Below are 18,686 nucleotides of genomic sequence, written 5' to 3'. Positions count from 1 at the left end.
GGACATGCCTTCAGTCGCCTTGGCCGTCACCGACGGGATGCTGCACTTCGAGCTGTCCCTGGCGTACGAGGTCTTCGCCTTCGCCCCGGACGGCGTGACGGTCCCCTGGTACGACGTCGCCGTCTGCGGGCCGGTCGCCCTGCGCGTGGGCCTGTTCCGGCTCGAACCGGACTTCGGGCTCGACCACCTCCGGCACGCCGGGACCGTGATCGTCCCGGCCTGGGGCGACGCCGACGAGGAGCCGCCGGCCGAACTGGTCGACGCGGTCCGCGCGGCCCACGAGGCGGGCGCCCGCGTCGTCTCCCTCTGCACGGGCGCGTTCGTGCTGGCCGCGGCCGGCCTGCTGGACGGGAGACGCGCGACCACCCACTGGGCGCACACCGAGGCCCTGGCCGTCCGCCATCCCCGTGTGGAGGTCGACCCGGACGTCCTCTACGTGGACAACGGAAGCGTGCTCACCTCCGCCGGCAAGGCCGCCGCCCTGGACCTCTGCCTGCACCTCGTCCGCCTCGACCACGGCTCGTCGGTCGCCAACGCCGTCGCCCGCCGCCTGGTCGTCCCGCCGCACCGGGCCGGCGGCCAGGCCCAGTTCGTCCCCGCCCCGGTGCCCGCGCAGGACGACCACCCGCTCGCCGCCCTGCTCCCCTGGGTGATCGAGCGGCTGGACCAGCCGCTGACTGTGGAGGACCTCGCCCGCCAGGCGCGGATGAGCTCCCGCCATCTGGGACGCCACTTCAAGGCGGTGACCGGAACCACCCCGCTGCGATGGCTGCTGACCCAGCGGATCCGCCACGCCCAAGAACTGCTGGAGAAGACCGACGACGGCATCGACGCCATCGCGGCGTCCACCGGCATGGGCACCGCCACGACACTGCGCCGCCACTTCAACCGCACGCTCGGCGTGCCTCCCGACACTTACCGCCGCACTTTCCGCACCCGATCCGGCGTGCGGGAGCCCGCCGGACCCGCTTTGCCATAATGCTTGCATTTGGCAAAAGTCTGCGCGCGGATCGTTGAATTCGGTCAGCTCACAGCGACGAACACGTCTTGTAAATCTCGTTCTGACCAGCATAAAGTCAAGACATGGGACGGGTGTTCTCCACCGACCAGGTCCCGCCGCAGGAGCGACTCGCCTATTGGCACGAGGTCATCTGCAGAACCTTCATCCAGCTCGATGACGAACAGGCCGGCGGCGGAGCCTTCCGTGGCCAGGTGCGCGACCGTGACATCGGACCCCTCCAGGCGACCCGCATCCTCACCGACCCGATGACCGCCGAACGCGGGAGCCGGCACCCGCGGTCCCTGGAAGAGCCCCTATGCCTGCTCGCCGTGCAGCTGCACGGCAGGACCATCGCGCAACAGGACGGCCGCCAGGCCATTCTGCTGCCCGGCGACCTGACCCTGTTCGACGGCACCCGCCCCTACCGGGTGGACTTCCAGGGGCGCCATTTCGATCACCTGGTGCTGCGGTTCCCGCGCACGGCCCTCGAAGAACGGGGCATCGACACGGGCGCGGTCACCGTCCGGCGGATCGCGTTGGACTCCGCGCTCGGCCGGCTGGTCACGCCCTTCCTGCTCAACGTCGTGCAGGCCGCGGACACCGTCGATCCGGAGACCGGGGAACGGCTCGCCGGAATGTCGCTGGACCTCATCGCGACCGCCCTCGCCTCCGTTTCCGGCGTCGAGCGGCCGCCCGCCTCACCGGGGGAGGAACTGCTGCGCCGCGTCCGGCTCTACATCGGCCTGCATCTGTCCGACCCGCAGCTCGCGCCGCCGAAGGTCGCCGCGGCCCACAACATCTCGCTGCGCCAGCTGCACCGGCTGTTCGCGCGCGCGGGCACCACCTTCGGCCGGTGGGTGCGGGAGGAGCGGCTGAACCGGTGCCGCGAGGAGCTCGGCGACCCGCGGCTCGCCGGGCTGCCCATCGCCGAGATCGGCGCGCGGTGGGGCTTCCCGGACGCGTCCTCCCTCAGCCGCTCGTTCCGCGCCCGATACGGCGTCAGCCCCCGCGAACACCGCCGCGCGGCGGCCGTCGACCTTTCGTCCACCTAGGTCATCCCGCGTACTCGAACCACACCGTCGAGCCCGCCGGGCCGGGGATGACGCCCCAGCGGGCGGCGAGGGCGTCGACGACCATCAGCCCGCGCCCGTGTTCGGCGGACGGGTCGTCCATCACATGCGGCGCGCTGCGCCCATCGCCGTCATCGGTCACCTCGACCCGGACGCGGTCGCCGTTCACGCCGATGGCGACGGTGACCTGGCCGCCGTCCCCGCTGGACGAGTGGCACACGGCGTTGGCGACCAGCTCGCTGACGCACAACTCCACCGTGTCGGCCGACGCGCTCGTTCCGAGGACCTCGCGCACGAACGCGCGTGCACGCCCCGCCGAGCGGCTGACACCGGGGAAGGTGGCCACCCCGGACAGCTCGCGGCAGATCGCGGCCGTCTCACGGCGGCCGGGCGTCGCGGCGTCCCGAACGCTCCGGTGCTCTTTCGGGCCGATCTCGTGGGCCGTCTCCACGGCCCCGCATGACGGAAGCTCGATGAAGAGGGCGGCGTGCTCGTTGGCTGGCATATCGATCACTCGCAGGGACGGTGTTCGCGCTGGGACAGTGTTCGCGTAGGGACGGGTGTTCGCTCGCTGGTTCGCGGCGGAGCCGTGCGTCCAACGCTACGGAGCGGGCGCGACTTGGGAAGCCCTTTGCGCGGTGCGTCAACAGGCCTGGCACGGAGTGCCAATCCGGGCGGCCCGAGCGTGCTTGGCTAGGCTGGTCCCCGGTTCGCGTCCGGAGGGCGGTGGCGTGATGCGGGACGTCGACGTTGCCCGCTGGCGGCTGCGCAGCCAGCACCTGGTTCGGCCCCATGCCGGGTCGGCCGGTGAGGTGGTGGGGTCGCTGCTGGCCGTCCAGGCGGAGAATCCCGGTCAGGCGGCGTGGGCGGTGGCCGCGCGCACGCGGAACCCCGACCAGGCCGATCTGGCGACCCTCCTCGACGACGGCTCCGTCGTGCGTACGCACGTGCTGCGCCCGACGTGGCACTACGTGCAAGCCGAGGACGTCGGCTGGCTGCTCGATCTGACCGGCCCGCGCGTACGCCGCCTCACCGGCCGGCAGCTGCGCAATGCGCACGGCCTCGACGAAAGCTCCATCGACCAGGCGGTCGCCGCCGTCCTGGGGGCCTTGGAGAGCCGGGGGCACCTCACCCGCGCGCAACTGGCCGAGGAACTGAGCGAGCGCGGTGTCCTGGGCGGCGGGCAGATGCTGATGATCCTGCTGGCCCACGCCGAGCTGGACGGGCTGATCTGCAGCGGACGAGTCGCCGACGGCGAACACACCTACGCGCTCATGGACGAGCGCGTGCCGGCACCGCGGCGGCTCTCCCGGACCGAGGCCCTGGCCGAACTCGCGCTGCGCTACTACACCGGGCACGGCCCGGCGACCGAACGGGACCTGGCCTACTGGGCGACGCTCACCCTCACCGACGTGCGCGCCGGCCTGCACGAGGTGCGTGATCGGTTGGACTCGTTCGAGCACGACGGGCGCACGTTCTGGCACGCCCCCGGAGAACCTCCCGGCGAGCCGCAGGACCCCGCGGGCCATCTCCTGCAGATCCTCGACGAGACCTACCGCGGCTACCAGGACTCCCGCTGGGTGCTGGACGCCGCCGGCGACGTCCCGCGCGCCAGGGAGGCCGCGACCGGGATGGCCCTGGTCGACGCGCAGCTCGCCGCCTCCATGCGGCGCACCATCGGCCGCGACCGCGTGCGGTTCGACCTGCGGCCCTACCGGGCCCTGACGCGTCCACAGCTCGAAGCCCTCGACCAGGCCGCCGGACGGTACGGCGAATACCTGCGGCTCAAGACCGAAGTCACCCTTCCGTAACCGCGACGCGGCACATCACGACCGACCCGGTGATGAGTTCTCGCGCCCGCACCCGTCACACATACGACGGACACGACAAGTGGGAAGGATGACGTGATGGGTGCGGACAGGCAGTTGGAGGAGCTGGGCGTGAGCGGTCTGGCCGACGTCGACGAGCCGGCGTTCACCGGGCTGGCGGAGCGGCACCGGCGAGAGCTGCACGTGCACTGCTACCGGATGCTCGGGTCGTTCGAGGACGCCGAGGACGCCGTCCAGGAGACGTTCCTGCGCGCCTGGCGGCGGAGGGAGACCTTCGAGGGGCGGTCGACGTTCCGCGCCTGGCTGTACCGGATCGCCACCAACGCCTGCCTGGACCTGCTCGCCAAGCGCCGTCCCGAGCCCGCGACCGGCGGCGAGGTGCTGTGGCTCCAGCCCTACCCGGACCGGCTGCTCGACGAGCTTCCCGCGGGCGACGCGGACGAGCCGGAGGCGGTCGCCGTCGCGCGGGAGACGATCGAGCTCGCATACCTGGTAGCGGTCCAGCACCTCGCGCCGCGCCCGCGGGCCGTGCTGATCCTGCGGGACGTGCTCGGCTGGCCGGCCAAGGACGTCGCGGAGCTCCTCGGCGACTCCGTCAACTCCGTGAACAGCGCGCTGCAGCGGGCCCGCGCCGGGATGCGCGAGCACCTGCCCCCCGAGCGGCAGGACTGGACCGGCGGCGAGGAGGACGCCGGGACGCGCGAGGTGGTCCGCCGCTACACCGACGCCAGCGTGGCAACCGACATCGACGCGCTCGCGGCGCTGCTCCGCGACGACGTCCGGTGCTCGATGCCGCCCACCCCGGGCCTGTACATCGGCCGCGACGCCGTGGTGAACGACTGGGTCGAGAGCGGCTTCGGGGACATGACGGGCCTGCGCGCCGTCCCCACCTCCGTCAACCGGCAGCCCGCCGTCGCCTTCTACGAGAAGCGGGAGAGCGGGGGCCCGTACCTCCCGCTGACGATCGACGTCCTGCGCGTCACCGGCGGGGCGATCACCGAGATCACCACCTTCCACGACGACCAGTTCCCGCGGCTCGGGCTGCCGGAGGAGCTGCCGGCGGACGGCACGGAGTAGTCCCGTGCGGACGCTCGCGCTGCGAGGTGGCGCGCGTGTCGCGGTCGTCGCGGCCGAATGGTCGGACGCGTTCGGCGTCGTCGCCCGCGGGCGGGTGCAGCTGGAGCTGCGCGACGGCGAACCCGGACCGGTCCTCGGCCGCGGCGCCGGGTTCTGGCTGCGCGGCACCGGCGTCCGCGCCCTGCAGAACCCCGGCCGCTGCACGGCGACGGTGCACATCGTCACCCCCGGAACCCTCACACGCCGGTCACCACACCCCCCGTGGAGGACGACATGAACGGCACGGACGCTTCGTTCACCCACCCCCGCCGACTCCGCGGGCTGATCGGCACCGGCCTGGCGGGCGCGCTCGCGGCGACGGCGGCCACCACCCTCGCCGCCGCGCTCGCCCAAACCGCAGGCGTCGACTTCGAGGTCCCCGACGGCGAAGAGTCGATCCCGTTGTCCGGGATCGCCGTGGTGACCGGGTTCTTCTCGCTCGTCGGCATCGTCATCGCCGCCGCGCTCCTTCGCTGGAGCGCGCGCCCCGCCGCACGGTTCGTGTGGACGGCGGTGTCGCTGACCGCGATCTCGTTGGTCCCGCCCTTCCTTTCCGGGGCCAACGCCGCCACCATCACCGCCCTCCTCGCGCTGCACCTCGTCGCCGCGGCGGTGATGATCCCCACCCTGACGCGAAGCCTCCGCACCCGGACCGCGGCTTGATCCGGCCACCGGAGGGTGCGGACAGCGCCCGTTCAGCGTGGTTCCCTACGACTATCCCGGCAGTCGGGCGGGGTGGATCGAAGCCTGGGAGCGTCGCGTGGACACGATCGAAGCCCGGATGCCGGAAGCCCCGGCGGACGCCGTTCAGCGGACCGCCAGGATCGCCGGCGTCTGGTTCGTCCTCACCTTCGCCTTCTCGATCCCGGCGGTGTTCCTGTACGACCCGGTGATCAACGACGCGAACTACATCCTGGGAGCGGGCGCGGACACCCAGGTGCGGTTCGGAGCCTTCCTTGAGGTTCTGACCGCCGTCGCGAACATCGCCACCGCGGTCGTGCTGTTCCCGGTTCTGAAGCGGCAGAGCGAGAGCATCGCCCTCGGCTACGTCACCCTGCGCGTCGTCGAGTCGACTCTCATCCTGGTGGGCGTCGTCAGCGTCCTCGCCGTCGTGGTGCTGCGGCAGGACGTGGCGGGCGGCGGGGCCGATGCCGCGCTGATCGGCCAGTCACTGGTGGCGGTGAAAGACCAGACGTTCCTGCTCGGTCCCGCCTTCTGCGCGGGCTTCGGCAACGGCCTGTTGCTGGGCTTCCTGATGTACCGGTCGGGCCTGGTGCCACGTCCGATGGCACTCATCGGGCTCATCGGAGGCCCGATCGCCTGCGCCACCGCGACCGCCGTCCTGTTCGGCGCCTACGAGCAGCAGTCCCCCGTGAATTTCCTGTTCACGGCACCGGAAATCGTCTGGGAAGCGTCCCTGGGCATCTGGCTCATCACCAAGGGCTTCCGTTCAACCGCGTTCGATGGACAGGGACCGTAAGGACCGACCAGGCGCTCCCTAGACTCGTTCTCGTGCTCAGACTCGGATTCCCGGTGATCGGCGTGACCGACATGCCCCGCGCCGTGGCCTTCTGGACGTCCGCGCTGGATCTGGTCGCCGTGCCGGAGTGGGAGAGCCCGAACTGGAGGACGCTGCATCACGCGGACGGATCCGGCCGGGCATTGGGCCTGATGCGCAGCGAGTCGCCGATCGAACCTCATCCCCGTCTACACCTCGACCTGTTCGTGGACACCACGGACGAGCAGACGTCCGAGGTCGCACGCCTGATCGACCTCGGAGCCACCAGGGCCGACTGGGACCTGTACCCGCCGGATCCGGACTTCGTCGTCCTCGCCGACCCCGACGGAAACGTCTTCTGCGTCGTGGACCTGAGCCGGGCACCGTCCGGCTCAGGCTGACGAACCCGCAAAATCTCGCCAGAGATTCCGGAAGCGATGTCGAATCGGGGCGTCGGCGTTCGTAGCGAGGGTGAGACACCGACCAGGGTGCTCGACGAGCCCCGACCCTACGAACGATCAGGACAGGACGATGACCGACTCGACGGCGACCAGCGGAACCAGGCCCTTCCGATTCGGGGTCGTTGCCCCGCTCACAACCGACCTGCCGACGTGGCGAGACCGGGTGCGCCGCATCGCCGGCAGCGGCTACTCCACGCTCCTGATGCCCGACGTCCCCCGTTGGCAGCCGGCGCCGGCCCCCACGCTGGCCCTCGCGGCCTCCATCACCGACCTGCGGGTGGGCACATGGGTGTACGCCTCGCCCCTGCGTCCGGCCTGGAGCACCGCATGGGAGGCGCACTCGCTGTCGGTGCTCACCGACGGCCGCTTCGAGCTGGGCATCGGCACCGGCAGGCCCGGCATCGAAGAGGAACTCCGCGAACGGGGACTGCCCGCCCCGCCACCGAGCGAGCGGCTGTCCCAGGTGCGTGACACCGTGACGGAGCTGCGAGACCTCGACGGTCCCGACGTGCGCACGCCGGTGGTGATGGCCGTGCGCGGGCCTAAGGCGCTGGCGCTGGCGGCCGACATCGCGGACACGGTCGCCATCGCGCTGATGCCGGGAGACGAGCGGGACGAGATCACCCGGGTGGTCCGCGACTTCCGCCCCACACGAGACCTCGAACTCGCCCAGCACGTCGCGGTGATCGGCGATTCCGTCGCACCGTTCATGGCGTCCCCCGACACCGACCCCGCCGCGCTTCACGCGGCGGACTCGCTGGCGGTGCTCCCGGAAGACCCCGCGGCGGCCGCCGAGGAGATCCAGCGCCGACGCGAAGAGCTCGGCTTCTCCTACTTCGTCTTCGGCGCCAACGCCGCCGAAACCCTCGCCCCCGTCGTAGCCCGACTGGCAGGACACTAGGCAGCCGCCGCGCGGAACCGGCCCGCCGTTCGGAACCTGGGGGCGGAAGTCCCACCGGTCATACTCGTGGACGCGGCACGGACCTTGATCGGCTCAGGTGGCGTGGCGCCAGGGAACCCCGGGCAGCTCCTGCTCTCGGCCGTCCGCGCCCCTGAGCCGAACCTGCCGCTCCTCGGTGGCGTGGCCGATGTCGGAGAACTGAAGGCCCGCGTCCGCGAAGACTTTGGAGAGCCGCGGTACATCGTCGGCCGCGACGGTGAAGACCAGTTGGAAGTCCACCGAGTCGCCCAGGATGACCGAGGTCAGATCGCCATCGGTGAGCCGTGCGACCTCGGCGACGATGCCGGCGACGGGGAGCGCGCTCTCCTCGACCACGAAGCCGACACCGCTGGCGCCCGCCAGCGACTGGACGCCGGCCTTCAGGCCGTCGGAGGTGTCCTGGCAGCTCGTCACCACACCGCTGGTGCTCAGGCAGCGTCCATGATGGACGAGCGCCTGGGGACGCCGCCATGCGGATAGCAGCGCTTCCTCCTCGGCGGGCCGGAGCTTGGCCGAGCCGGGGCGGCCGAAGTAGCGCTGGGCCGATGCCGCCACCCCCGTCGGCCCCGTGACGCAAAGGCGATCTCCCGGACGGGCACCGGTCCGCAGCAGTGATCCGCCTTGCTCGACGATGCCCACGGCCGACGCGGACAGGATGATCCTCTCCGCGCTGCCGATATCGCCTCCGACGTTCGGCGCGCCCACCTGCCGGCAGGCGTCGCGGATCCCTTCCATGAGGGACGTGAAGTCGTCATCCGGGAGTGACCGCGGATAGCGGACGACGGTGAGGAGCGCGATCGGGAGCGCGCCCATGGCGGCGATATCGCTGAGATTGGCCATCGCCAGGTAGTAGCCGATGTCGTAATTCGACAGGTAGCCGAGTTCGTAGAGCTGGAATTTCGGCCCGCGGACGTAGTCGGATCCCACGACGATTTCCATGGGTCCGTCGATCCCGAATACCGCGCAGTCGTCCTGGGCGTCGGCGCCCGCGACGAGCGCGGCCTGAACCCCGTTGTGGAGCCGCTGCGACCATCCCGACTGCCCGCCGAACATGGGCGCGACGATGTCGGCCAGCCGAGTCGGCTCATCGGAGGCGGTGCAGGCGCCCTGCATGGAACCCATCCGATCTTCCACCTTCCCGCGGGGTGTCAATGGCTCAGGGTAACGAGAGCCTCCAGTGCGCGGTCTCTTTCATCGTCGTCACTAAAACGTCTTTTCGGACAACCACGGCGTAGTCCCACTCCGGGTCTGCGAGACCCAGAATTCTCCCCGCCACCGATCTCAGATATTGGCGAGGCCTTGCCTGCACCGCAGCGTACACCTGGTGTTCGTCGGCGTCTCCGCAATAGAAATATGGGAGATCGTCATGCCCGAACCGTTCTAGATCGGCGAGGCCGCCCAGGGTGGTCGGCGCCAGGCCGTCCCGCGCCATCAGCGTGTTGACCTGCTCGAACGGCAGAGGAAGCAGATGGATATGAGCGTGCGTGACGCATGCGGATCCGTCCATCCGCATTGTGGAGCCGTGCTCAAGGAAGACGGGTTCGCCGAAACTTGCCGTGTAAGGCAGGACTATCTGCTTGAGTGCCGTTGCCACCTCTTCGGCGTGGTCGCACATCACGGCGCCAAAGCTGACATAGTGGGCATTGGGCACCAGGAGAAGATGTCCCCAGGTCAGCGGCGACATATCCGCGAGCAACGTGAGGGTGCTGCCGCGTCCGATGATCCTTCCCGGTGCGGACGCGCCGTAGATGCGATGGAAGGTGACGTCCTCGGCCCCGGCGAGCTCCCGGCAGAAGTCGGAGCCGACGCAAGAGTCTCGTTCGGTCACGGATCACCTCGACCGCAATTCGGACTGGCTTTGTTCGCCTCATTTGGCGGGCCGAAATATGACCTGGCGAAGTCGGCAGCATTATTGTTACTCGCCCCGGGTACGGTCTGGCAAGTCTGGGGCGGGATTGCGGTGTGCCGAACGGGGATGAGCGGCAGATGAAAATGTCGGCGGCGCGTGCCATAGACCGTTTGATCGTGCTGGCGGCGACGGTGACGCTTGCCAGCAAGCAGTACGGCTTCCCTTCGGACGAGTTGTGGAAGGATGTCGAGCACGAAAACTCGTACGTCCTGGTCGCCTTGATTATGATCGCCGGCTTCTTCGGCGTCGCGGCCCCTGTCGAGTCATGGTCTCGGCGTCTGCGCATCGAGCGCCGTCTGGTCATGCGCAGGCATGTCCTCACGGCCTTCGGGCAACTGATCGAGGTCTGCGCGGCCGTGACCCCGGCGGTCGAGGTCAGTGATCTAGGGCTGCATATCTGGCAGCGGAAACGCAATCACCGGCATCCGCTCCGCGGTGAGCTCACGCGCGTGGCCACCTACCGTCTCGGCGCGTCACCGGCGACCCGCAGAATACGTCCGACGATGGGTGTCGGCGTTGTGGGCTTATGTTGGAAGCTGGATCAGGAAGTGAGCGTCGATGTGGCGAGCCTGGCCCGGGTGCTGGTCGACGAAGACGCATTCAGCTCATACCGGGCACAGGAAGGCTCGGATGCCGTGATGGGCTTCTCCTGGGAGGAGTTCCAGCGCTACCGTCATCGCGGCGCGGTCTTCGCCACACCGATCAGAAATGGTCGTTCCAAGTTCGTCGGCTGCGTCAGCTTCGATGTCTCGTACGGCCACGATGCGCTCAACGTGCAGCGCATCTGGCATATCCTCAATTCATTGACCATCGTGGTCGGGGAGGACGGGTTCGAGAATGTCTGAGGTGGGCGGGATCACCCGCGAGACCTGTGGTTGCTACGACGCCAATGCGCACTCCTATGGTGAAGCCTCCGAGGATTACGGCAGGTTTCCAGGATTGCGTGCGGAGGTCGTCGAGTTCGCGCGGCTCGCTCCTCGCCCGCTGCCCGTCCTGGACCTTGGATGCGGCGGTGGCCGGGACGCCCGGCTGCTGGCGTCGCTCGGCCGCACGGTGATCGCGGGTGACTACGCGCCCGCCATGCTCGAATGGGCCCGTGGCCGGACCCGGGAGGAGGGACGCACGCTCGGTTTCCTGCGGCTGGACGCCCTGACGCTCCCGCTCCGGGACGCGGCGGTGGCCGGGGTGTGGGCCTCGGGGAGCCTGCTCCACATCCCTTCGGCCGGGATGGAACGTGCGCTGGCGGAGGTGCATCGCGTTCTGGCCCCGGCGGGCATCGCGGCGATCAGCATGCGGATCGGGGACGGCGAGGGCTGGCAGAACGGCGGGTCGCTGGACGGGCGGCGCTGGTTCACGTTCGTCGATCCGGGAGCGTTCACGGGCTGCCTGGAGGCGGCCGGTTTCGCCGACGTCCGGATTCGCTTCGCCGGCCGTGCGGGCTGGTTCGTCGCGATCGGCAGGCGATAGCCGACGTCATTGCCAGGCGTCCGGGTCGGAGTTGGGAGCGGCCCGGCGAATGCCCCCGCGGGGGTCATCGACATCGCCCTGGTGCCGGGGGATCAGATGGATGTGCAGATGATCGATGCTTCGCCCGGCCGCCTTGCCGTCGTTGATACCGATCGTGTACGCCTCGGGGAAGTACTTCTCGTTGATGAGAGCCCGTGCCCTGCGCATCAAGGTGTAGGCGCTGAGGACCTCGTGATCCTTCAGGTCGAAGAACGAGACGACATGCCTTCTGGGAACTATCTCAATATGCCCGGGGTTGGCGGGGTAATTATCAAAGCGCGCATAGAATAACTCGTTCTCGCAGAGGATCCTGTTGAGGGACGGGTCATCCGCTTGGCAGAAGATGCAGTCGGTTGTGAGGGATCTGGACTCGGAGTCGCCCTCTTCATGTCGACGGCGCCCCAGGAGTAGATCGATCAGGAGTCGAAGTCCCCGACCGGGTCCTTCTGGCGACGTATGCCCGATGAGCATTTTACCTGAATTCTCCTTATTGCCCTGGATGTAGGGGCATGCGGAAACCGGTGATCAATGGTGTGGCGAGGTGCGCACGATCGTGACTTCGCAGATGGTAGCGGCTGACATGGCCGTGCGAAGGTGAATGGTCACAGGCGTCAGCGGGGCCACGGTAGATCCTGACGGTCGATTGCGTCGCAAATGCCGTATCCGCCCACTAGAACACGTTACGACTCTTGAGTTTCGAAATGCAAGGGTTCTTGCTCTGCGGAATTCCGTCCCGTCGGCCGGGAGAGCCTGGGGAGCGCACTGCTGCGGGGCGGGGCGGGGGTCGTTACCGTCGGGGCGGACGGTGTGGCTCGGGCGAGGGGTGTGGCGAACGGTGAGCGAGCGCGAGGAGCTGATCGAGGCATTGGTCGAGGAGATGCCGTGGTACATCTCGACGCTGGTTCGCTTCCAGGTCGCGGTCGCCCACCAGATCGGCATCCCGGTGACCGATCTCCATGCCCTGGCCGCCCTGCTGGAGACCGGGCCGGTGGGGGCCGGTCGCCTCGCCGAGCTGATGGGGATGACGTCCGGGGCCGTCACCCGCATGGTCGACCGGCTCGAACGCGGCGGATTCGTGCGCCGCGGGCCGGATCCTGAAGATCGGCGGCGCGTGGTGGTGAGCGTCGTCCCGGAGCGGGTGGCCGAGATCGCGCGCTTCTACGAGCCCATGGGCGTCGAGTGGCGGGGCCACGTCGACCAGATCTCCGACGACAACCTGCGTTTCCTGCTGGGGTTCCTGCGGCGCGAGCGCGAGCAGACCCAGGCCGAGACCGCCCGGCTCCGCACCGCTGGACGGCCGCACGGCACCCGGCGCCGCAAGTCTCAGTAGGCCGTGGGGGTGGCTTCAGGGGTCGTCCTGGGGCCAACCCGAGTATTTGCTTCAAGCACTATCTGCTTGAAGCAAATTAATTTAGAGTCGCCGCACCGAGATCTTGACGTCCGGCATGAAAGGTGTGGATGACCATGAAGAACGCGCGTCTCACTCAGGCGGCCCTGGGGGTGGCCTCGCTCGTCCTCGTCCTGGTCGGCTGCGGTTCGGGGAGCGGGGACGAGACGAGCCCGGCCGCCTCGGCCTCTTCGCCGTCCCCGGGCGGGACGGGCACCGCGGCGGACGAGGCCGAGGTCCGCGGCCTGCTGGACAAGATCAACCATGCGTGGGCGCGGGGCGACGCCGCGGCCTACGCCTCGTTCCACACGCCCGACGCCGACCTCATCGATTTCCGCGGCACCCATGCCCGGGGCCGGCAGGCGATCATCGGCCTGCTCCAGCCGGCCTTCGACGGCGTCCTCGAGAACACCCGGGTCCAGGCGCGCATCATCGGGTTCCGTTTCCTGTCGCCCCAGGTGGCGATCTTCCACACCGAGGGAAAGATCGTTCCCACCGGCGCGGACTCGATCCAGACCTTCGTGGCCACCAAGGGCGACCGAGGCTGGTTGATCGCGGCGTTCCAGAACACCCGCTCCGAGACCTCCTGACAGGTCAGCCGCGGGTGGAGCCGGGCGCGCCCGAGAGGAGGGCGAGGCGGAGCTTCGTCTCGTCCTCGCTGCCCGGTTCGGCCGTCAGCATGACGACCTTCCGGTCCGCTTCGCCATCGGTCAGGACGTCGCAGTCGACCGTGATCGGGCCGACCGAGGGATGGTCGACGATCTTGCGGTCCTCCTGGTGCGCGCCGACCACCGCGGAGGCCCACAGCCCGGCGAAGCGTTCGCTGCCCGCGGTGAGGTCCCGGATCAGGGCGGTCAGCCGGTCGCTGTGCGGGAAGCGTCCGGTGGCGCGGCGGAGGTCGGACACGATGGCGGAGTCGACGGCGTCCTGGGCGAGCGACGTCACGGGCCAGTGCGACAGGTGAGGGCCCCCACCATCGGTCGGGAAGGTGTCGCGGGCGAAGTTGCGGAGCCTCGGCGGCTTGGCCGACGGATCGCCCAGCAGCGCGGCCCAGACCCGGTTCCACCAGATCAGCTGCCAGTCCGCCGCGAAGACGGCGGCGGCCGCGGTGTCGCCCAGCCGGTCGAGGAGGCGGTGCAGGCCGGGAGGGATGTGGTCGGAGATCTCCCCGCCCGACGGGGGAACGAGGCCGGCCAGCCGGTAGAGATGGTCCCGCTCGGGGCCGGTGAGCCGCAGCGCGCGGGCGAGTGCGGCGGCCACCTGCGCCGAGGGTGTGGTGGATCGGCCCTGCTCCAGCCGGACCACGTAGTCGACGGAGATCCCCGCAAGCTCGGCGAGGTCCTCCCGGCGCAGTCCCTTCGCCCGGCGGCCACGCTTGGTGGGCAGCCCCGCCGCCTCCGGAGCGATGCGCTCGCGCCACGCACGCAGCGTCGCGCCCAACGTCGTCCCATCAGTGGCCATACGGTCGATTCTCGCTCGTCACCAGCGATGTTGGGTGGTACCGGTTTTCCTACGGCCGGCCCATCTCTGGCCGAGGCCTCGCCGGTTGGCGAACGTGGGGCGCATGAGCATTTCCTTCTCTCACGACCATGTCGGCCTCAGCGTGACCGCTGAGGATCTCGACGCCACCGTCCAGTGGTACGCGACCAAGCTCGGCTTCACCGTCGACCGGCGATTCGACATTCACGGCACGACGTTCGTCTTCATGGTCCGCGGTGACGTCAAGATCGAGCTGATGGCGGGCGCGTCGAGCCGCCAGGCCCCGACCGAGAACGTGCTGGCGAGCATGGACCCCTCGCGCCTGCACCATTTCTGCCTGGCCGTCGAAGATCTCGACGCCGCCGTCTCCGAGCTGGCTGGACGAGGGGTGGACCTCATCGGCGGGCCCATGGACGTGGCGGACATCGGTCAGCGCATCGCGTTCATCACCGACAACCTCGGCACCATCATCGAGCTCGCCGAGCCCGGCACCTGGCCCGCGGGTCGGCGGACCTGATCGCCACCGTAAATCGAAGCTCAGGCGGGAGTGCCCCGATTCTGCTTCAGCTCTTCCAGGGACCAGGTGCCGCGGCCTCCGGTGACCTGGAGGAGTGCATGGGAACGGAGTCGGATCTCCGTGTCGCCGTCCGGGAGAGCGAGTGTCCGGGTAGGGGTCAGAGTGGCGTCGAGGTGCAGGAGGCCGAAGGTGTCTCCGCCACGGAACAGCACGCGTCCCGGCGGGCCCAGGTAGCGCACCACCGCGGGCCGGTGGCCCGCTATGGAGTGCTCGAACGGACGGACGTGGCCGGCGGGCGGCACGGTCACGGCGTCCCGCTCTCCGGCTCGGGCAGGGGCGCCCGCGTCGGCCTGTTCCAGGGGCGTCACGTCGATCCGCCAGTCCGCCCCGGCGGTTCTCACCTGGAGTACCGCCTGCGCCGGGACGGCGAACGTGCTCCGGGTCGGCGAGGGCTCGCCCCCAGGCGGCCGGCTGAGCATGAGGGTTGACGCGACCGGATCGCAGCCGGGCAGCGGGTCCAGGTTCGGCCCGTACAGGCGGACCTGGTGGGGTTGTCCATCCGGGCATGTCACGACGGCGATTCCAGCCGGTCCCTGGTAGGCGAGCACTTCTGGTCCGCGGCCCGTGGTGGAGCCGGTGAACTCGCGTGCGCGCTCCGGTCCGCTGATCGTGACTCTCCACCGCCCCTCGGACTCGACGTACAGGAACCTCTTCGTGAGCGCCTTGTCGGACAGCAGTCGGTCGTGCAGGACGGTCGTGGCGGGCGGGGCTCCGGGGCCGCACACCGCGACCGGGGTCCCCCCGCCGAACTCGGTGCGTCGAAGCCAGGCCCGCAGCGTCCCGTCGCCCTCGTTCACGATCTCGGCCAGCACCGGCTGGGGGAGCCGTCCCTTGATCTTGACGCGAGTCCCGCCGACGCCGCGGTGCGTGCGGACCGTGCCGTAATGGGCGTGATCGACCGGCGTGAACTGCGGCGGGAGCCCCTCGCTTTCCCCCAGCCAGCGGTCGAGGTCGGTGGCCACCCTGCGCGGCTCTTTCACCCGAAGGCACAATTGGCGGACCTGGCGCCCCCGCTGAGGCATGCTCGTCTGCGGGATTCGGTCTTTGAGAGCCAGTACGACCCAGAACCAATTTCCACACCGCAGCCGGCGCGCGGGAAGAGTGATGTCGTCCCGCATCCGCAGGACGAGGTTGAGTTCTTCCCGGAACGGCGTCAATTGGGCCACGTCCTCCTCGACCTGGCACATCAACGGCTCGCCGTAATGGATCGCCGCGAGCGCGGTGCGCGGGATCCGGAGCACCTTCCAGAGCAGTAGCCCGTCCCAGATGACGATCTCATCGTCGGTCACCCACATCCGGGGCCGCACCAGCACGAGCCTGAGCGTCTGGATCGCGACGCCCACGAGGACGACCGCGAAGATCGGTGCCCACGAGGCCGCGGCCACCTCGGTCAGGGTGGTCTCCTCGTTGAACTCGATCCAGATCAGACCGAACGAGAGCAGCATCACCACCAGTAAGAGCAGGACGCCCACCCCGGCCAGGGTCCACCCCTTGGACCTGGCCACCTTCACCTTGATCGTGGAAGAGCCGGGCCGCGCTGACCAGCCCCAGCGGGCTCGGTCGGAGAGGCTGCGCAGCACGGAGCCCTTACGTTCCCTCGCCACCCGTCTGCGCGAAGCTGGAGAACTCCGTGCCCGGTGAACGCCCCGCAGCGCCAAGGCGTTCACCAACAGCCCGACGCCTCCGGTGTAGGCGGCAAAGATCGCGGCGCCGAACGACGGCAACCACTCCGGCCGCCCGCCCTCCATGTGGACGAAGTCTCGTGAACCGACATCGCGAGCGGGAACCTTCTGGAAAGCGTGAACGGAATGGCCGGAGTCCCCCCTCAACTCGACTCTCTCGTGGGTCGGGTCGGAGAGGTTGCCTGTCGTGAAGACGCCGTACCAGGAACATCCGCCTCGACCGCACACCTCCGATTGCGCGATGAACGTTCCCGGAACCCCTTCGCCTCTCGCGGCGCGCCCCGCGGCCGAGGCCTCCCCGACCATGGCGCCCAACACGAAGGGCCAGATCATCAGCATCCCGGCGCCAATCAGGACCTGGCAGATGGCGAAATGCCCGCGGTCCTTGGCGCCGTACTTCCTCGAGGCCCAGTCGACCTCGCGTCTCCTGCCCATCCCGCCCGCCCCGTCCAGACCGCCGCCGAACCCGAACCGGACGGCACCTGCGCGAACTCAAGGATCACATGCCAGGACCGGAGGGTCGAGTGCGTGAACGATGCCGCCGATCAAGTACCCCGACCATCGTCACCACAGGTGATCAGCACGACACTCGGTCGCCGTCCACGGCCGACACCCGGACCTCGACCTATAGCGCGTCCCAATTGTTCTTGATCGATCTACAGGATCGGCTTGCCTCCCGCGAGAGCAGGGCAGGCGAATGCCGTGACCCAGAGATCTCCACACCCTGCGGACGCCGGTAGCCGACCACCGCGGCGCGGCGCGGACGAGCACGAGGACGCCGGAATAGATACGTCCTCGCCGCAAGCCGGGCGGCACCGGATGTTCAAGCCGGAGCGTCGTCCCTCCAAGCCCCGCCGGCTGGTGCGGTTCGCCGAGGCGTCGACGTCCGGCCTACGGGACCGACGCTGGGCGCGGGCGGCGGCACTCGTCGTCATCGCGGGTCTCCTCGGTTCCGGTCTGTGGATGCTGAGATGGTCGGGCGGCGGCTCGACCGCCACGCCGGACACCTTCTGGTACGCGCGGGACGCCCTGCGGTACGCGGGCCACTCGCCGGCCGAGGCGGACCGCACCGCCGCGGAGATCACGTGCGGAGCCATGAAACGAGACCGGGCGCGCTGGCGCCTGACCTACACAGAATGCCTGCGGTACCGCACGCGGCTACCTGCAAAGGCGCCGGTCCGCTTCCAGCGCATCTTCACCTCGCGGCCGGGCTACCCGCTGCTCGCGGTCCCGTTCGTCCGTGTGATGGGCACGACCGGTTTCGCCGCGGCGACGGCCGCGCTGGGGGTGGCGTGCGGCATCGCGGTCGTTCTGCTGGCGCTGGCCATCGGGTTGCGTCCCGTCCAGGCGCTGATCGCGGAGACGCTGTTCTACCTGCTCCCGACAGGTTTGTGGGGCAGCCGCCTGCTGGCCGAGGCGCCCATGATGCTCTGCCTGCTGGTCGCTCTGATCGGAACGGTCCTGCTGCTGCGCGGACGCAACGCAAAGACGGCGGTCGGGCTGCTGGCATGCGGGCTGGCCCTACTGTGCGCCGTCAAGCCGGCCAACGGCGTCGCCCTGGCCGCCGCGCTGGCCGCGGGCGCCGTGCTGTCGCTCCCCTTCGCCACGTCGCGCCGGACGTCCCTGGCGGTCACCGGTATCGCGACGCTCGTCCTGGCGGGCAATCTCTGGATCAGTTCCGCCCTTCACCTACCCGGAGTTCACGAAACTCTCCAGGACACTTTCACCCGCCATTTCCGCCTTCCCGATGTGACCGATCCGTGGCAGCGCCTCGCCGACGCGTCACAGTCCCTGTGGACGGACGCGATAGCTCAGCGAATGCTGGAAGCCCCGCTCATCCCGGCGGCCTTCCTGTTCGCGGCGGTCGGCCTGTTCGCCCGCCTCCGCTGGGACGCGGCGTGGCCACTGGCCCTCGCGGGTCTGACCGGGGCGTTGGTGGCCTCCATGCACCCGCTCGTCTACGAGCTCGATCGGCTGTCGGTGGTCACGTGGATCCCAGTCGCCTTCGGCCTGGCCGCCCTGACAACCCACCACCCCCGCAAGGGCGCTGCTCCACACGATCTCTGCTCCACTCAGGAACAACGGCCGCCAATAGGCAGTACCTCACACACAATCTGGTAGCTGACACATCGTGTGGAGGATCGCCCAGGTGGGCGCGCCCAACAGGCCATCCGCGCCACTCTGGCCACCCGCCGCGCCGCCACCGCGTATACCCGCCGAGCCCGGCACGCC

At 69.6% G+C, this 18,686-nt stretch carries 21 protein-coding genes; 15 read left to right on the top strand and 6 right to left on the bottom strand.

Translation table 11 applies throughout. The features are described 5' to 3' along the window. Positions 1–4: 4 nt before the first annotated feature. Positions 5–979, top strand: coding sequence for a helix-turn-helix domain-containing protein (locus K8Z49_RS29190; RefSeq protein WP_412515746.1), 975 nt, complete (start codon positions 5–7; stop codon positions 977–979). Positions 980–1,083: 104 nt separating this feature from the next. Beyond that, the gene (locus tag K8Z49_RS29185; RefSeq protein ID WP_021593547.1) at positions 1,084–2,052 is read left to right on the top strand and encodes a helix-turn-helix domain-containing protein; all 969 of its coding nucleotides are present in this window, start codon (positions 1,084–1,086) and stop codon (positions 2,050–2,052) included. Position 2,053: 1 nt separating this feature from the next. Here the strand turns inward: K8Z49_RS29185 and K8Z49_RS29180 are convergent, their stop codons facing one another. Further along, complete coding sequence (locus K8Z49_RS29180) at positions 2,054–2,575, bottom strand: ATP-binding protein (RefSeq protein ID WP_111832824.1); 522 nt, start codon at positions 2,573–2,575, stop codon at positions 2,054–2,056. 229 nt (positions 2,576–2,804) lie between these two features. Between K8Z49_RS29180 and K8Z49_RS29175 the strand changes: the two genes are divergently transcribed. From K8Z49_RS29175 to K8Z49_RS29145, 7 genes are all read left to right on the top strand, one after another. After that, positions 2,805–3,881, top strand: a complete 1,077-nt coding sequence (locus K8Z49_RS29175) for a winged helix DNA-binding domain-containing protein (RefSeq protein WP_412515745.1) — start codon at positions 2,805–2,807, stop codon at positions 3,879–3,881. Positions 3,882–3,977: 96 nt separating this feature from the next. Further along, positions 3,978–4,976 (top strand): RNA polymerase subunit sigma-70, encoded by a 999-nt coding sequence (locus K8Z49_RS29170; RefSeq protein WP_075022890.1) that lies wholly within the window; start codon positions 3,978–3,980, stop codon positions 4,974–4,976. Positions 4,977–4,980: 4 nt separating this feature from the next. Then, positions 4,981–5,253: a hypothetical protein gene (locus K8Z49_RS29165; RefSeq protein WP_412515744.1), complete on the top strand. Its 273-nt coding sequence runs from the start codon at positions 4,981–4,983 to the stop codon at positions 5,251–5,253. Further along, positions 5,250–5,678, top strand: coding sequence for a DUF6069 family protein (locus K8Z49_RS29160; RefSeq protein ID WP_412515743.1), 429 nt, complete (start codon positions 5,250–5,252; stop codon positions 5,676–5,678). The genes K8Z49_RS29165 and K8Z49_RS29160 overlap by 4 nt, the downstream gene beginning before the upstream one ends. Before the next feature lie 97 nt (positions 5,679–5,775). Continuing rightward, positions 5,776–6,495 carry a DUF4386 domain-containing protein gene (locus K8Z49_RS29155; protein WP_412515742.1) on the top strand — a complete coding sequence of 240 codons (720 nt, stop codon included), beginning with the start codon at positions 5,776–5,778 and terminating at the stop codon, positions 6,493–6,495. A gap of 32 nt (positions 6,496–6,527) precedes the next feature. Then, the gene (locus K8Z49_RS29150; RefSeq protein WP_021593540.1) at positions 6,528–6,914 is read left to right on the top strand and encodes a VOC family protein; all 387 of its coding nucleotides are present in this window, start codon (positions 6,528–6,530) and stop codon (positions 6,912–6,914) included. Positions 6,915–7,044: 130 nt separating this feature from the next. Then, positions 7,045–7,875 carry an LLM class flavin-dependent oxidoreductase gene (locus K8Z49_RS29145; RefSeq protein ID WP_412515741.1) on the top strand — a complete coding sequence of 277 codons (831 nt, stop codon included), beginning with the start codon at positions 7,045–7,047 and terminating at the stop codon, positions 7,873–7,875. Positions 7,876–7,968: 93 nt separating this feature from the next. On the opposite strand, the gene thiL is transcribed toward K8Z49_RS29145, so the two are convergent. Then, on the bottom strand, positions 7,969–9,036 hold the full coding sequence (gene thiL, locus K8Z49_RS29140; protein ID WP_412515740.1) for a thiamine-phosphate kinase: 1,068 nt from the start codon (positions 9,034–9,036) through the stop codon (positions 7,969–7,971). A 34-nt stretch (positions 9,037–9,070) separates the two neighbouring features. After that, entirely contained in the window at positions 9,071–9,742 is a 672-nt protein-coding gene (locus K8Z49_RS29135; RefSeq protein WP_412515739.1) for a hypothetical protein, read from the bottom strand. A 134-nt stretch (positions 9,743–9,876) separates the two neighbouring features. Between K8Z49_RS29135 and K8Z49_RS29130 the strand changes: the two genes are divergently transcribed. Both K8Z49_RS29130 and K8Z49_RS29125 read left to right on the top strand, forming a co-directional pair. Further along, a complete protein-coding gene (locus K8Z49_RS29130; RefSeq protein WP_412515738.1) occupies positions 9,877–10,668 on the top strand; it encodes a hypothetical protein in 792 nt (263 codons plus the stop codon). After that, complete coding sequence (locus tag K8Z49_RS29125) at positions 10,661–11,290, top strand: class I SAM-dependent methyltransferase (RefSeq protein WP_111832827.1); 630 nt, start codon at positions 10,661–10,663, stop codon at positions 11,288–11,290. The genes K8Z49_RS29130 and K8Z49_RS29125 overlap by 8 nt, the downstream gene beginning before the upstream one ends. A 6-nt stretch (positions 11,291–11,296) precedes the next feature. On the opposite strand, the gene K8Z49_RS29120 is transcribed toward K8Z49_RS29125, so the two are convergent. Continuing rightward, the gene (locus K8Z49_RS29120; RefSeq protein WP_021593534.1) at positions 11,297–11,800 is read right to left on the bottom strand and encodes an HIT family protein; all 504 of its coding nucleotides are present in this window, start codon (positions 11,798–11,800) and stop codon (positions 11,297–11,299) included. Between the two features lie 364 nt (positions 11,801–12,164). On the opposite strand from K8Z49_RS29120, the gene K8Z49_RS29115 reads away from it, so the two are divergent. Further along, positions 12,165–12,659, top strand: a complete 495-nt coding sequence (locus K8Z49_RS29115; RefSeq protein ID WP_021593533.1) for a MarR family winged helix-turn-helix transcriptional regulator — start codon at positions 12,165–12,167, stop codon at positions 12,657–12,659. A 134-nt stretch (positions 12,660–12,793) separates the two neighbouring features. Next, positions 12,794–13,306 carry an SgcJ/EcaC family oxidoreductase gene (locus K8Z49_RS29110; RefSeq protein ID WP_161790999.1) on the top strand — a complete coding sequence of 171 codons (513 nt, stop codon included), beginning with the start codon at positions 12,794–12,796 and terminating at the stop codon, positions 13,304–13,306. A gap of 4 nt (positions 13,307–13,310) precedes the next feature. Here the strand turns inward: K8Z49_RS29110 and K8Z49_RS29105 are convergent, their stop codons facing one another. Beyond that, positions 13,311–14,177, bottom strand: coding sequence for a helix-turn-helix domain-containing protein (locus K8Z49_RS29105; protein WP_412515737.1), 867 nt, complete (start codon positions 14,175–14,177; stop codon positions 13,311–13,313). A gap of 103 nt (positions 14,178–14,280) precedes the next feature. On the opposite strand from K8Z49_RS29105, the gene K8Z49_RS29100 reads away from it, so the two are divergent. After that, positions 14,281–14,712, top strand: coding sequence for a VOC family protein (locus K8Z49_RS29100; protein WP_181663403.1), 432 nt, complete (start codon positions 14,281–14,283; stop codon positions 14,710–14,712). 20 nt (positions 14,713–14,732) lie between these two features. On the opposite strand, the gene K8Z49_RS29095 is transcribed toward K8Z49_RS29100, so the two are convergent. Then, positions 14,733–16,277, bottom strand: coding sequence for a hypothetical protein (locus tag K8Z49_RS29095; RefSeq protein WP_412515736.1), 1,545 nt, complete (start codon positions 16,275–16,277; stop codon positions 14,733–14,735). Positions 16,278–17,273: 996 nt separating this feature from the next. Here K8Z49_RS29095 and K8Z49_RS29090 point away from each other — a divergent pair. Next, a complete protein-coding gene (locus tag K8Z49_RS29090; protein ID WP_021593528.1) occupies positions 17,274–18,575 on the top strand; it encodes a hypothetical protein in 1,302 nt (433 codons plus the stop codon). Positions 18,576–18,686: the final 111 nt, after the last annotated feature.

The organism is Actinomadura madurae (assembly GCF_047130825.1).
Lineage (GTDB): Bacteria > Actinomycetota > Actinomycetes > Streptosporangiales > Streptosporangiaceae > Spirillospora > Spirillospora madurae.
Note: the sequence above shows the minus strand (reverse complement) of the source record. Positions and strands in the feature narration are given on the sequence as shown.